This is a genomic window from Treponema sp. R8-4-B8, assembly GCF_054786175.1.
Window position 1 is genome coordinate 156,729 of record NZ_BDHE01000489.1, and the last position, 14,991, is coordinate 171,719.

General features: G+C 43.2%; 11 protein-coding genes and 1 pseudogene. 10 read left to right on the forward strand and 2 right to left on the reverse strand.

Annotated features, from left to right (window positions below):
- Positions 1-179 precede the first annotated feature (179 nt).
- Positions 180-2,753, forward strand: coding sequence for a methyl-accepting chemotaxis protein (locus ACYVRA_RS15970; protein WP_461253727.1), 2,574 nt, complete (start codon positions 180-182; stop codon positions 2,751-2,753).
- Positions 2,754-2,834: 81 nt separating this feature from the next.
- Positions 2,835-5,405 (forward strand): methyl-accepting chemotaxis protein, encoded by a 2,571-nt coding sequence (locus ACYVRA_RS15975; protein ID WP_461253728.1) that lies wholly within the window; start codon positions 2,835-2,837, stop codon positions 5,403-5,405.
- Between the two features lie 230 nt (positions 5,406-5,635).
- Here the strand turns inward: ACYVRA_RS15975 and ACYVRA_RS15980 are convergent, their stop codons facing one another.
- Positions 5,636-6,358 carry a GNAT family N-acetyltransferase gene (locus ACYVRA_RS15980; RefSeq protein ID WP_461253729.1) on the reverse strand — a complete coding sequence of 241 codons (723 nt, stop codon included), beginning with the start codon at positions 6,356-6,358 and terminating at the stop codon, positions 5,636-5,638.
- An 84-nt stretch (positions 6,359-6,442) separates the two neighbouring features.
- Between ACYVRA_RS15980 and rpmH the strand changes: the two genes are divergently transcribed.
- The 8 genes and pseudogenes from rpmH to ACYVRA_RS16020 all read left to right on the forward strand — a co-directional run bounded on the left by rpmH (position 6,443) and on the right by ACYVRA_RS16020 (position 13,264).
- A complete protein-coding gene (gene rpmH, locus ACYVRA_RS15985) occupies positions 6,443-6,598 on the forward strand; it encodes a 50S ribosomal protein L34 (RefSeq protein WP_461253730.1) in 156 nt (51 codons plus the stop codon).
- Between the two features lie 10 nt (positions 6,599-6,608).
- Positions 6,609-6,968, forward strand: coding sequence for a ribonuclease P protein component (rnpA, locus tag ACYVRA_RS15990; RefSeq protein ID WP_461253904.1), 360 nt, complete (start codon positions 6,609-6,611; stop codon positions 6,966-6,968).
- Complete coding sequence (gene yidD, locus ACYVRA_RS15995) at positions 6,965-7,216, forward strand: membrane protein insertion efficiency factor YidD (protein WP_461253731.1); 252 nt, start codon at positions 6,965-6,967, stop codon at positions 7,214-7,216. Before rnpA ends, yidD begins: the two co-directional genes overlap by 4 nt.
- A gap of 21 nt (positions 7,217-7,237) precedes the next feature.
- Positions 7,238-9,100 (forward strand): annotated as a pseudogene (gene yidC, locus ACYVRA_RS16000) (membrane protein insertase YidC).
- A gap of 15 nt (positions 9,101-9,115) precedes the next feature.
- Positions 9,116-9,847, forward strand: coding sequence for an RNA-binding cell elongation regulator Jag/EloR (gene jag / locus ACYVRA_RS16005; protein WP_461253732.1), 732 nt, complete (start codon positions 9,116-9,118; stop codon positions 9,845-9,847).
- Positions 9,848-9,893: 46 nt separating this feature from the next.
- A complete protein-coding gene (locus ACYVRA_RS16010; protein ID WP_461253733.1) occupies positions 9,894-10,685 on the forward strand; it encodes a DUF6675 family protein in 792 nt (263 codons plus the stop codon).
- A gap of 117 nt (positions 10,686-10,802) precedes the next feature.
- A complete protein-coding gene (locus ACYVRA_RS16015) occupies positions 10,803-11,714 on the forward strand; it encodes an exopolyphosphatase (protein WP_461253734.1) in 912 nt (303 codons plus the stop codon).
- A 74-nt stretch (positions 11,715-11,788) separates the two neighbouring features.
- Positions 11,789-13,264 (forward strand): HD-GYP domain-containing protein, encoded by a 1,476-nt coding sequence (locus tag ACYVRA_RS16020; protein WP_461253735.1) that lies wholly within the window; start codon positions 11,789-11,791, stop codon positions 13,262-13,264.
- 112 nt (positions 13,265-13,376) lie between these two features.
- Here the strand turns inward: ACYVRA_RS16020 and ACYVRA_RS16025 are convergent, their stop codons facing one another.
- Entirely contained in the window at positions 13,377-14,888 is a 1,512-nt protein-coding gene (locus ACYVRA_RS16025) for a glycine hydroxymethyltransferase (protein ID WP_461253736.1), read from the reverse strand.
- Positions 14,889-14,991 lie beyond the last annotated feature (103 nt).

Consider the following 14,991-nt stretch of genomic DNA (forward strand, 5'->3'; position numbering starts at 1 on the left):
TCGTGTCATAGTTCATGGTAGAAATTTTCTTTAATTTGGACACCTTTTTTCGCCCAATAGCCATATTTTCCTTAAAAAGTAAAAAAAAGGAAAGAATTCAAACATTATTTTGACAAAAAAGGCGTATAGTATGTTATTATGGTGAGATAGCTTCTATATTTTACAAAAAGGAGAATAAAATGAAACTGAAGTTCAAACTTAGTATTATTGTAATCGTCTTAGTGGCAGTTATTGTAGTAGGCATTTCCATAATTCTATTACAGGAAGCATCCAATATAAGCTTGGCTCTGAGCAAGCGCAGCGTTGCCTACCTTGCCCATCAGCGCGCCCAGTACTGGAATGGCCGATTAGGCGGCTATTTAGATGTATTACAAACAGTGTCAAATGAAATGAGTTATTACGAAAACGTCCCCCCTCAGGATCGGCGAGGCCGGTACGAAGAAATGATGCGGGCTGTTTTTGATGAGGAGCCCGATTTTGTCCGAATGTTTACCGTCTGGAAGCCGAACGCCCTTGACGGCATGGACAGCCGTTACATAGGCAGGGAAGGTTCAACCGACTTAGGGCAGTTCGCTTATGCCTTGGGAAATGAAACCGGCAAAACAGTGGCTCAAACCAGCCTGGTCGTTGATGACGCGATGCAGTACGTGAACGGTCCCGACGCGCGCAATGACTCTGTTAGCCAGCCCTCAATTATTCATTTATTGGGAAAGGACACCTACGTGGTCAGGCTGATGGTCCCCATTATTAGTAAGAACAGCAATGAAGTAGTCGGAACTGTCGGCTGTCAGTTAAATATTGATTTGGTACAGCCTAGGATAGAGGCGACTATCAAAGAATTTGAAGAAGTTGCCGCAATATCTATTTATTCCAACAATGGGTTTATTCTAGCCAGTTACAGGCCGGAGCGGATAGGGAAAATGATGACCGAAGCTGAAGTACAATTCGGTACCCATGTGAAAGAAGCGTTTGAGGCTGTTAAAGCCGGAAAAGAGTATGAGTGTTTTAGTTATGCCCCTACGTTAAACACAAACGTGCAAATAACCGTGACTACTATCGCAATAGGGACTTCCAGCACGACATGGTCTTTAATGCTGGGTTCAACTGAATCTTACATCATGAAAGATGTCAACAAAATGAAATGGTTTACAGTTGTTATAGTGGCAATCGCGTTAATGGTGGCTGTTGTAATCATTTATTTTATTCTTAACAATGTCACCAAACCAATCGTCCATGTTGCCGACAGCCTTAGGGAAATATCGGAGGGCGAAGGGGATCTTACAAGGCATCTGGATATTAGCGGTAATGACGAGATAGGCGACTTGGCTAAATATTTTAATCAGACTCTTAACTCTATCAGCACACTTATTAAACGAATAAAGTATAAGGTCAACGCGTTAACCAATACAGGCCATGAGCTTTCCTCAAATATGAGTAAAACTTCCCATTCGGTAGACCAGATTTCTGAAAATTTTGAGGGCATGAAGGTTAAGATGAGCAAGCAGGAAAAGAGCGCCGAAGAAGCGGAAAAAGCCGTGGAAGCCATAAAACTAAACATTGACAACCTGAATAAAATGATAGAAGACCAATCCTCCAGCATCAACAACTCATCTTCCGCGGTTGAGGAGATGACAGCCAACATTCATTCGGTAACAAGAACTTTGATAGAAAACAGCAAAAATGTTACCGAGTTGACAAGCGCGTCTGAAAACGGAAGAACCGGCCTTCAAACGGTGGCGCAGGAGATACAGGAAATCGCCAAGGAATCCGAAGGGCTTTTGGAAATAAACGCGGTAATGAACAGTATCGCCGCCCAGACAAACCTGCTTTCCATGAACGCGGCAATCGAAGCCGCCCACGCCGGAGAAGCCGGAAGGGGCTTTGCCGTAGTCGCTGACGAAATTCGCAAACTTGCCGAATCATCGAGCGGCCAGTCAAAGACCACAGCCACAATGTTAAAAAAGATAAAAGCTTCCATAGATAGCATAACCGTATCTTCCAACGAGGTTCTTTCCCGTTTCGAGGTAATTGATAATGGCGTGAAAACGGTTTCCTCGCATGAGTTGAATATCCGTAACGCTATGGAAGAACAGGAAGTTGGCGGGAAGCAAATACTGGAATCAATGGGCAAATTGAAGGAGTTAAGCATATCGGTCAAGAAAGGCGCGGCGGATATGTCGGAATCGGGCGATCATCTGAATAATCAGACAACTGAATTTATACAAATCAGCAATGACATAGTAAACGGTATGAACGAAATTGTAAACGGCGCCATGAAAGAGATAAAAACCGCGGTAGTTACCGTAGATGAAATGAGCGCCGAGAACAGCCGTAACTTTGACGAATTAAAAGCGGAATCGCAGAAATTCAAAGTTGAATCTGGTGATGAAATGAAGAAAGTAATCGTTATTGACGATGAGGAAACCATTCTTACCATGACAAAAGTTATGCTTGAGAAAGATTACGAAGTTACCACGGTCAGTTCCGGTAAAGCGGCATTGGACTTGTTCTTCCAGGGGTACACTCCCAATTTGGTGTTATTGGACTTGACTATGCCTGAAATGCACGGTTGGGAAACCTTTGTCAGAATACGGGATTTAACCAAATTGCACCATGTTCCGATAGCGATTTACACAACTTCGGTAGACCCACAAGACAAGGCAAAAGCGCGTGAACTGGGGGCAGTTGACTATATTAACAAACCTGTCAAAAAGGCTGAATTGATTGAAAGAGTGGGGAAATTGATAAAATAAGTAATGGTTTATTGGTGAAATATTGTGTATAGTATAATATTATGAACTATTAGTTTTTATTTCGCAAAAAGGAGAGTAAAAATGAATCTTAAAATTAAATTGAGCCTAATGATGATCGCCATTGTAGCGGTTGTGGCGGGCGGTCTTGCTTTAATTCAACTGAGGCAGGCGTCCGGCATGGTTGTAAGTCTTGCCGAGGATAAATCCATATATCTGGCGCGTCATCGCGCCCAGTACTGGGACGGCAGAATAGACGGCTATATAAAGGTTTTGCAAACATTATCAGATGTAATGAACTTTTATGAGAGCATGGATGCGGCGGATCGGCGTGAGGAATATGAAGATATGATAAAGGCTGTTTTTGAGGATGTGCCGGATTTTACCCGGATGTTTACCATCTGGAAACCTAACGCCATTGACGGCATGGACAGCCGTTACATAGGCAGAGTAGGCTCAACCGCCTCAGGACAGTTTGCTTTTGCCCTGACAAGGGAAACCGGCGCGACAGTGGCTATGACCAGTTCAGTTGTTCAGCAGGCAATGGATCATCTGAACGGAACTGACGCTAAATTGGTCGATATGAGCGATCCCTTCAGCCTTAAAGTAGCGGGACAAGATGCCTGGATGGTAACCATTATGGCACCCATTATCAATAGCAGGCTCAATGAAGCAGTCGGAATTGTAGGCTGTCTGTTGGATATTGGCATGATACAACCCATGTTAATGAAGACTGTCCATGATTACGATGAAGTTTGCAGTATGGTTGTTTACACCAATACCGGCTTTATTTTGGCAAATTATATACCGGATTTTTTAGGAAAGCAGATTACTACGGAAACACAGTACGGTAAAGACCTAAACGATGTCGTCGCCGCTGTTAAAAACGCGAAAGAATGGCAGGGCTCGGATTATGACCCTGAGTTAAATACAAATGTGCACATGAGCGTAGTTCCAATTCCTCTTGCGGCTTCTCCGACAACATGGTCGATAATGGTTGGAACGCCTGAATCTTACATCATGAGAGATGTCAATAAAATGACCGTGTTTACGGTTATTTTGGCGATAGTGGCGATAGCGGTAGCCGTTGTGGTCGTTTATCTTGTTTTGGGCGTGACAATATCGCCAATTATCAAGGTAACGGACAGTCTAAAAGAAATAGCCGAAGGCGAAGGGGACCTGACCAGAAGGCTGGCGGTTCATACCAAGGACGAAGTCGGATTGCTTGCCCAATACTTCAATCAGACTCTTACGGCTATCGGTACTCTTATTAAGAGAATAAAGTATAAGGTCAACGCGCTGACCAATACCGGTCATGAACTTTCCGCGAATATGAGCAAGACTTCCTCTTCTGTAGACCAGATTTCTGAAAATTTTGAGCACATGAAGATCAAGATGAACGCGCAGGAACAGAGCGCCGCCGAAGCCGAGAAAGCCGTGGAAAACATTAAAACCAGCATTGACAATCTTAATGTATTGATAGAAGGCCAGTCTGAAAGCATCAATAATTCATCTTCCGCAGTTGAAGAAATGACGGCTAATATTCATTCGGTAACCAAAACATTGATAGAAAACAGCAAAAATGTAACCGAATTGACAAGCGCGTCTGAAAACGGAAAAACAGGACTTCAAACCGTAGCGCAGAAGATACTGGAAATCGCCAAAGACTCCGAGGGTCTTTTGGAAATTAACGCGGTCATGAACAATATCGCCAGCCAGACAAACCTGTTGAGTATGAACGCGGCAATCGAGGCCGCCCACGCCGGAGAAGCGGGAAAAGGCTTTGCCGTAGTCGCCGATGAAATTCGCAAACTTGCCGAATCATCAAGCGGCCAGTCAAAGACCACTGCCACAATGTTAAAAAAGATAAAGGCTTCCATAGACAGCATAACCGTTTCTTCCAACGAAGTTCTTTCCCGTTTTGAGGTTATTGATTCAGGCGTTAAGACGGTCTCAGCGCATGAGGAGAATATCCGTAACGCGATGGAAGAACAGGAAGTTGGCGGGAAACAAATACTGGATTCAATTGGCAAGCTGAAAGAAATAAGCATATCGGTAAAAAAAGGCGCGGCGGATATGGCGGGGTCGGGCGATCATCTGAATAGGCAGACAAGCGAATTTATAAAAATCAGTGAAGAAATAGTAAGCGGCATGAACGAAATAGTGAACGGCGCAATGAAGGAAATAAAGATCGCTGTAGTCACTGTAGATGAAATGAGCGCCGAGAACAGCCGTAACTTTGAGGAGCTAAAAACAGAATCGCAGAAATTCAAAGTCGATTCAAGCGATGAAAAGAAAAAAGTCATCGTGGTTGACGACGAGGAAACCGTCCTTACCTTGACAAAATCCATGATTGAAGGCGAGTACGATGTAACGACGGTCACTTCCGGTAAAGCGGCTTTGGACTTGTTCTTCCAAGGTTACACTCCCAATTTTGTGTTGCTGGACTTAACTATGCCTGACATGGGCGGATGGGACACCTATCTGCGAATACGCGACCTCACCAAATTGCACAGTGTCCCGATAGCGATTTACACAACTTCGGAAAACCCGCAGGACAGGGCAAAAGCGCGTGAACTTGGCGCGGTTGACTACATCATTAAACCCGTCAAAAAGGCTGAGCTTCTTGAAATTGTTAAGAAACACGCTAAATAATTAACGAATTGACATTCCTTGAATAGCGCTATTCTTTGAGTAGCGCTATTTTTTTATAAATATTACGAAAAGACATCTCGCAAAGGCGCAAAGGCGCGAAGTTGTTGTTAGAAGGATTGTCGTTTTTCCTTAAAGATATGTAGTCAGACATATATATCTTGTATAACGAAAATCTATCGGACAGAAACTTTGCGCCTTTGCGCCTTGGCGAGTAAAATTTGGGAATAATCCTACCCCCTAAATAGCGAAACAAATTCTTCAGGGCTAATATCCACGGCGCCTAAGTCGGTTTTGTAATCTAAAGGCATTCCAAAATCTAAAAATGAAAATCCGTTATCCCGCAAATAGAGCGCAGTTTTAATAATTTGCACGGTACCCGCGTTATCCTCTTCGTAAAAACCTGAATAGCTCGTGTAGACTTTTCCGCAAACCACGCCAAACTCTCCTGCGGCAAATTTCCCGTCCCGGTACAAAGCAAATGAGGCAGGGTAGGCGTATGGGACAGGTGAAAGAGTCTCTTGAGCGCCGTGTTCTTTGACCGCGTTTTGGCGTATTTTTTTAATGCTGTCCACAAGCGGGGGAGTCAACCAGTCGTCGCCATGTTTTTCCACGCAGCGGTCGATTATATAGTCAAAGTCAGCGTCCGCTCTTAATTCATAGCGGTTTAAAAGCTTTCGGACGGATTTTTTTATATGCAGATTTTCATAAAAAAGGGCGGAGCGGACAAGGTGCAATTTTGGCAATAACAGATAAAACGGGTCTTCTTTTGACAGGCTCATTGACATTACCAAAAACCCGGCTTCCATCAATCTGGCGATAAATTCAGGCTCAAAACAGTCTCCAAGACAGTATTCTTCGCCGTAATTTGTATCCAGCATGGCGTCTACTATCCTGTGGCAGTCGTCTGAGGGGGTTATAAATATGTACCCGGATACGGTATATTTTATTTTCATGCGCTTGACCAATTCTTGTTATTATTCTAAACTAAAATCCTAATTTAGTTTTTAAGAACCTTTTAATATATAGGAGAAGATACCATGAAGCGTACTTATCAGCCAAGTAAGGTAAAGAGGAACCGTAAATTCGGGTTCCGGGAACGAATGAAAACCAGGGGCGGACAGCTTGTTTTGAAACGCCGCAGGGCTAAGGGCCGGATAAAACTTTCAGTTTCTGACGAGAAAAAGCCTTATTAGTGTTAATATTATCCCTTCAAAAGGAGAAAAAGCCCTCTTTCGCTTTAAGCGGGAAGAGCATTTAAAGGGAAGAAAAGAGATTCGAGAGGTTTTTGGCAAGGGAAAGCGGTACGGCTGCCGGGGCGCCAAACTATTTGTTTTAAAGAATGATTTGCCTTATAACCGTATTTGTTTTTCGCTGTTTAAAGGTTTTGGAAACGCTGTTTCCAGAAATCGAGCCAAACGGCTAAGCCGAGAAGCTTACAGATTGATGAAAAACCGTCTTCTTGGCGGATATGATTTAATCCTATTGGTTTACCCGGAAGCCCAAAAGGTGACTGTCACCGAAACGCTTGAGTTTCTTTTTAAAAAAGCCGGTTTATTAAAATGAAGTATATATTACTTGTGCTTATTAAATTTTATCAATCCGCGATTTCTGTTCATCTGCCGCGAGCTTGCAGGTATTACCCGACTTGTTCGGATTACGCTTATCAGGCTGTTAATAAATACGGTATTTTACGGGGCGGCTGGCTGGCTGTAAAACGAATTTTACGTTGTCATCCGTTTCATCGAGGCGGCTATGATCCGGTGCCTGAGTTGCCAGATGCCGCTGTAGGTATGGAGCAAAGAAAATTTTAATTAAAATAAAAAGGAAGTAAAATGGATAAAAATACTGTTTTGGCTGTGGTGCTGTGTACCATTGTGTTAATAGTTTCGTTTGTAATGCAGGGGTACTATGCGACAAAGAAGCAACAGGCTATTGTTGAATCGCAACAATCGGCTGTAACGGCGGTTGAGACCGATAAATCGCAGACGGCGCAGGAGCAACAGACGGCGCAGCAAGGCGATCAAGGCAATAGCGGCAATCAAGGAGATAGCTCGGTAATATCCGCGCCGCCAGTCGTTAGTGAAGCGACACCCGTTCTTGATCAACAGGAATCCGCGCCGATGGAATTGCAAATTCCACTGGAAAGGGTAACGGTTGATACGGAATTGTTTACCGCTGTTTTAACTAACTCAGGCGGCGATATGGTTTCCTTTAAATGGAAGGATAAAAGGAATAATACTGACGTAGATTTGCTTCTTTCAGGAAACAAAGAGGCACATGCTTTTTCACTGGCGTTTGGCGCTCCTGACGCTCCGCCGGTTACGTCAAATTTTCATGTAAACCGTATATCGGAGTATATAGTTGAATTTTACCGTGATTTTTCGGCCCCCACGGCTTCCGGCGAAAATGGCAAATTCCGCCTGACAAAGCATTACGAATTTAAACCCGCCGATTATATGTTTGAATTAAAAGTGACTCTGGACGGAGGGTTTTCTTTACAGGGCTTTAATTTTTCGGGTAACGCGTATACTTTGTCTTTCGGGCCGCAGATGGGCCCCCCGTTTGAAAAACTCGATCGTTATTATGATTACAGGCAGTACTTTACGTTTGTCAACGGCAAACGCAAAAACGCCAAAGTCAACGACATTATCGAAACCCGTCCCGCGTGGGCTTCGATTTCCGGCAAGTATTTTACTTTTATCGCAATTCCGTATCTCGCGCAGTATACGTTGAACTTTTCAGAAAAAGCGGAACCGGGGATTCCGTCGGCTTCCCGTTTAAATATCATCCGTCCCGCGGCAAGCGTTTCTAAGGTAGAGGATAATTACCGTTTTTATTTAGGGCCTAAAACCCATGAAGCGCTTTCAGTTTACAATACGGGAAAAAATGAATTTGGCATTAAAGACGCAAATCTTATGGATGTGGCAAATTCGGGGATGGCAATTTTATCGCCTATAGAAAAACTGTTAAAATGGCTGCTTGTTATTTTTTATAAAATTACTCCCAATTACGGCGTCGCGATAATTATTCTTACATTGTTCATTAAAATTGTTTTCTTCCCGTTAACCAAAAAAGGATCAGAAGCCACATTGCGGATGCAGGCTCTTTCGCCCAGAATAAAGGAATTACAGGAAAAATATAAAAATAATACGCAAAAATTAAATACGGAAATGGCTAATTTGTACAAACAGGAAGGTTACAACCCTCTTTCAGGATGCCTTCCCATGCTGCTCCAATTCCCAATATTTATCGCCATGTACCAGCTCTTTAGCAACCACTTTGATATGCGCGGGGCGGGATTTATCCCCGGCTGGATTCCCGATCTTTCCCTTCCCGAATATATTGTAAAATTCCCCGATGGTTTTAAAGTGCCTCTTTTAGGCTGGACGGCGTTAAGGGCGTTGCCGTTTATCTATGTAGGCTCCCAGTTAATCTACGGAAAAGTTACGCAAATGCCCTGACAGCAGTCTAACAGCCAGATGAAGATGATGTTATACGTCATGCCATTAGTATTTTTCTTTGTACTGTACAATGTGCCGTCGGGATTGCTGATATACTGGATTTTTTCCAACCTTCTTACATTGGTTCAGCAGATAATAATAAATAAGTACATTATTGCCAAGAAGGCCGCGGAACCGCAGATGGAACCGGAGCCGAAAATCGCGCCCGGTAAAAAGAAAAAGAAGAACTTTTAAAATAAGGAGATATAAATGGAGTTTGAATTTGAAGGCCGCACCGAAAAAGAAGCGATAGACAGGGCTGCGGGAGAACTTGGTCTTGAAAAAGACGATTTTGACGTTGAAATTCTTGAGACCCAAAAAAGCGGTTTGTTCAAGAAAGGTTTAGTCCGTATCAGGGTTCATGTAGGTAATTTTGGAGTTACTTCCAAATCAAAACCTCGCGCTTCGGATACCGGTGATATGGAGAAGGAAAGAATTGGCAAATCCGCTGGCAAGGCGGTCTTTGGAGAACCTGCGCCCGCGAATGACTTTGAAACGAAAATGGTTGAATTTACAAGCGGGCTTATCGAGCGCATGGGCTATCCGGGAACCGTTACCGTTCTTTTCCGTGAAAGACACAAACTTGGAATTAAAATTGATTCCGCTCATTCGTCAATTTTAATCGGCAAGAAAGGCAAGAACCTTGACGCGCTCCAGTTGCTCTTAAACATCTATGCGGGCCGTTTGGGCAAGGAAGATGTCCGCGTAATTCTGGATACTGAAAATTACCGTATCCGCAGGGAAGAGTCCCTTGTGCGCCTTGCCTACAATGTGGCTGAAAAAGTCCGCGAAAGCAAAGGCTCTATTCTGCTTGAGCCGATGAATCCCTTCGACAGGTGGCTAATCCATACCACCTTAAATGACATAAGCGACGTTGAAACTAAAAGCGAAGGAGATGGTTTATATAAGCAGGTGCGCGTTTTTTACCGCGGGCTTAAATAATTTAAGGAGTCTTAAAAACAATAGTTTTTAGAAACTGCGATTAACCATGAAACATATTTTAGCTTTAATTTACATTTTCTCATTCGCTGTAAGCGCTTTTTCCATACCGCTTGAAGGTTTGACTGACCGCGCGTCGCAGCTTCATAGCCTTGAACAGGGGCGGATAATTAAAGCGCAATTAAAAAACCCCGCGCCCGAATTATTGCCTAATCATAATTATTTGCGCCAATATATAACAGGAGTCATGAATCAGCTTAATCCCAATATGTTGATAGAAGCCCTTTACCTGTACATAAAACCTTCGCATTTAAAGACTGATTCCAGCGATTGGGATGAAAGGCAAAAAGTAAAAGTTTATAATCAAATAACCGCTATTAGTACCTTGACGGGAATTCAGTACTATTCTTACAGCCGTGGAGCGATGCGTACTTTTTATGATTATTCAAGCATAATAGACAGCCCCACATCCAAAAAACCGCTCTCTGACCCTGTTTTCTCGCAGATTCCCGCCACTTTGACTGTTTTTGCAAGGCAAAAAGACCTGACTTTTGGCGACAATATTTACCGCTACGACTATGAAAATAACAGGGATTCTGTTTTTTTCACTCAGGAAAATATAACGTCTTTAAACTATGGAATTATTCCGGTAATCGGCAAGGGCAATCTGCGTTCGGTAATGGCGGTTTTTGACTGCGGGGACACAATTCTAATTTATGCCGCTTCTATGGCAAAAGCCGCCTATTTGCCCGGTTTTTCCGACAAGATCACCGCTTCATTCAACAACAGGGCGCAGGCTGTTATAAACTGGTTTTCCGGCAGGCTGGACAAGGAACTTTAAGCCAATAGTTATATTTTCTCTGGCTTTTTTGTTTCTTTTTCATTATAATTGATATATAATATAGATAGATTGCCGAATTTATTAAAGGCTTTATATTTTATTAAGGGGTGGTTCAATATGAGGTTATTAACCAGATCAGACTTTGACGGTCTGGCTTGCGGAGCGTTGTTATCCTATTTAGGACTTATTAATGATTGGAAATTTGTTCATCCCAAAGATATTCAGGATGGTCTTGTTGAAGCCACAGATAATGATATTTTGGCTAATATTCCCTATATTAAAGGCTGTAAACTCTGGTTTGATCATCATTCCAGCGAATCCGAGCGTTTAGGCAAAGGCGCTTATTTTGAAGGCGTATCAAAACGGGCTCCAAGCTGCGCCCGTGTTGTTTATGAATATTACGGCGGTGACGCTAAACTTGGAAAATTCGCGGAAATGATCCACTATGTCGATAAAGTGGACTCAGGCGATCTTTTCGCGGATGAAATTATGGATCCAAAAGGCTGGATTTTATTGGGCTTTATTATGGATCCCCGCACGGGTCTTGGCCGCTTCAGGAATTTTACCATAAGCAATTATGATTTGATGACATCCCTCGCGAAAGCGTGTTCTGAAAAAAATATTCACGAAATATTGGAAATGCCCGATGTAAAAGAACGCCTTGAATTGTATTATCAGCAAAAAGAACTTTTTATTCAGATGGTCAAGAGTCATGCCACCGTCATTGGTAACATCATAAAGGTTGACCTTAGGGACGTGGAAACCATTTATGCCGGTAACAGGTTTATCATCTACACGCTTTATCCCGAACAGAATATTTCCGTCTGGATTGTAGACGGGCGTAATAAATCCAATGTCGCCATTACTGTCGGCCATAGCATAATAAACCGCTCATCTACCACGGATGTAGGTTCTATGCTGCTTTATTACGGCGGCGGCGGCCATAAACAGGTCGGCACTTGCCAAGTTACCTACGATGAGGCGGACAGAATTATTGCCGAAATAACGGAAAAAGCCAGACAGCAGTAAAAACCTGTCATTAATCAATATTTTTAACCATAATTTATCTTGTTTATCCTCATAAATGCTTGTATTATTAGCATATGGCGGAAAAAGAAGACAGTATTCCCCTTTCTGAAGTTTTATCTTTAGACGACGGCAAGGGGGTTAATAAAAAATATGTTGATATTATTTTAGAAGATGAAATTCCCATCTTATGCGTTAAACAAGACACAAAAAAAAGCCGGCTTATGCCTTTTAAAACCCTATATGACAACAGTGAAAATTTTTGGCAGGTACACAACGGAGCATGGGAGTATTATTTAACTTCGGACGACTATTACAAACTAAAAGAAAAAGCTCTTATTAAACCAGCCGTTTGGAATAAGGACGTTCAAAAGCCTGATGAAAAGCCTGTTAAAAAAACTGATGAAAAAGACGAAGTGCTGGAAGAATTAGACGAGGCGACTGAAGATGAAATTGAAGTGGGTTTTGGCAGCGAATACAAAACCTATCTTGAAATGTCCCCAAAAGAGCAGGTTGAACGGCTTAATGAAGATAAGGATAGGCTGGATAAAATTTACGCGCAAAAGGATAGAACGGAAGCGGTAGTTGTCGAAGCTCTTGTAGATACGACCAAGTCCGCCGCGTTAATAAACCGCGCGGCGCTGGAAAACGCCATTTACCACGCCGATAATGAAGCCAAAAAACTCACTCAAGGCCTTGTTGATTCTACCTGCGAAATGGTAAAATCGTCCGCATGGTTAATATCGGAAAATATTTTTCAAAACGAATTGATGAATACAATGGTAAAAAAATCCAACGGCACTGTTATTCAACACATGACCCGCGTATTCCTTAACGGTGTCGCGTTTCTTTCTTATTATAACAAACTTGTTTCAACGTCCAGCTCAATTCAAAGGCTGCGTGTGAATTTTGCCGTTAAATACAGCCAATTTTATCATTTTCTGCTCCCGCATATTAATCCTGATGATATTAATCTGGAACGTGTTTTTTACGGCGGCATGAGGGCTATTGAGCCGGATCTTTTCCTAAAGTGGGCGGTAGGTTTTCTTATTCATGATGTTGGGAAAGCGTCCGCCGTGGAATACCACGAAGGCGCAGCTTCTTATAACCGCAATATAGTAATTGATCATGTAAAGCAGGGTTATAATTACGTTATTAGCAAAACAAATTACCCAAAGGAAGCAAGTCTTATTATAGGGTATCATCATGAATATTACGGCGATCCCGACGGTTACGGGTTTTTCCGCGCGTATTTCGCGAGGTATAAAAAAGATAATCCCATCGCCAGACAGGATTTTTGCATTGGATACGAATTGGAGCCTGTTTTGGATTTTCAAGTTCTAGCTTATTTTCCCGCTAAAGTGCTGGAAATTATAGACGTATTTGACAGCCTTACGGATCCTCACCGCGCTTATCGTCATCCAATGTCATATAAAGAAGCCATAAAAATGATGCGTGATGAATTTATAAATAAACACCATAAGTTAGATTTAATCCTTTTTGACATTTTCGTAGCGTTTATAAAAGAGAAAGACAAGACAGTGAGCAATTAGCAGTGAGCAGTGAGCAGTGAGCAGTGAGCGAGGTTAGCAAGCATAGCTAGTTGCAACACGTAAAGCTAACTTACAACGACACTGCTCCTTGCTCACTGCTAATTGCTTCTTGCTAATTGCAAAAATTATTTTTCAAAAAATCAAGGTCAAGCTGAGGGTACACAGGATACCGCTCTAATAACGTTTTCACTCTCGCGTGAACTTCGCTCTTTACGGACTCGCTCACAGTATACTTTGCCTTGCTCTTTTTTGCCGGGTCTTTCGCGTCTTGCGCCTGCGTTGTGCTCTTAATAACTTTCGCTATTAATTCGCCTAGTTCCGTCATTTCCGCCTCTCCCATTCCAAGAGTTGTAACGGCTGCGGTTCCAATTCTGATTCCAGACGTGTACCACGGGCCATTGGGATCTCGCGGGAGGCTGTTGCGGTTAAGCGTTATGCGACATTCGTGAAGGGCGCTTTCCGCCTGTCTGCCCGTTAGGCCGGCGTTGTGTACGTTTACCAGTAAAAGGTGGTTGTCCGTGCCGCCTGTTAAAACGTCTAGCCCGTTTTTCATGCAGGAGGCTGCGAGAGCTTTACAGTTGTCTACAATTTTTTGCGCGTACTGTTTGAATTCAGGAGCGGCGGCTTCTCGGAGAGCGACCGCTTTTGCGGCTATTATGTGGGGGAGAGGGCCGCCCATTGTCAAAGGGCAGCCTTTGTCCAGCGCTTCCGCAAATTCGCTTGTGGAGAGTACGATTCCCGCCCGCGGGCCGCGCAGGGTTTTATGCGTGGTGCTGGTTACGACATGCGCCCAGGGAACAGGATCATATTCGCCCGTAAAAACTTTGCCCGCGACAAGACCCGCAAAGTGAGCCATGTCTACCATGAAGACCGCGCCGGCTTTATCAGCGATTTCCCTCATGCGCTTAAAATTTATTTTCCGCGGATAGGCGGAATAGCCTGTCAATAAAATTAACGGGCGCACCTGTAACGCCTGTTTTTCAATTTCATCGTAATCTAACATTCCGTCTTTGGCGGATACGGAATATCCGTAAATATCGAACATTCGCCCGGAAAGATTATGCCTGTAACCGTGTGTTAAATGCCCGCCTGAATAGTAATCAAGACCCAAAAGGCGCTGGTTTCCAAATGAAGCCCTTAGTTCGTTCCATTGGGAATCGGTTAATTTGTAAAGATTTGTTTCGCCATATTTTTCCAGCGCCGGATTTTCAATGCGCGTGCTTAAGATAGCCCAGTATGCGAGCAAATTGGCGTCCGCTCCGCAGTGAGGCTGAACATTAGCGTATTGCGCTCCAAAAAGTTCACATGCCTCCCGCGCCGCTAAAGTTTCGATGGCGTCAACATTTTCATTCCCCGCGTAAAAACGGTGGTTGGGAACTCCCTCGGCGTATTTGTCGGTTAACAGGTTGCCCATAGCCAACTGAACTGCCATGGAGCAGTAATTTTCACTTGCAATCAGTTTTACACGTTTCCTCTGATTTTCAAGTTCCAGTACGATAGAAGACGCAATTTCAGGCGTAACTTTTGCAACTTCCATTAAATTGCAAATATAAGCCAACATTCCCGAATCAATTTTTTCAGGCGTTACAGCGGCAAGATAATCCGCGACAGGGTTTGTTTTCATGACGACAGTATAGCACTTTGTTTTTGTTTGTTAAAGTGGGGTGATGATCATTAATAAAATTACATTTTTCTTTTTCGACAATCCCATGCGAACTTTTACTGAG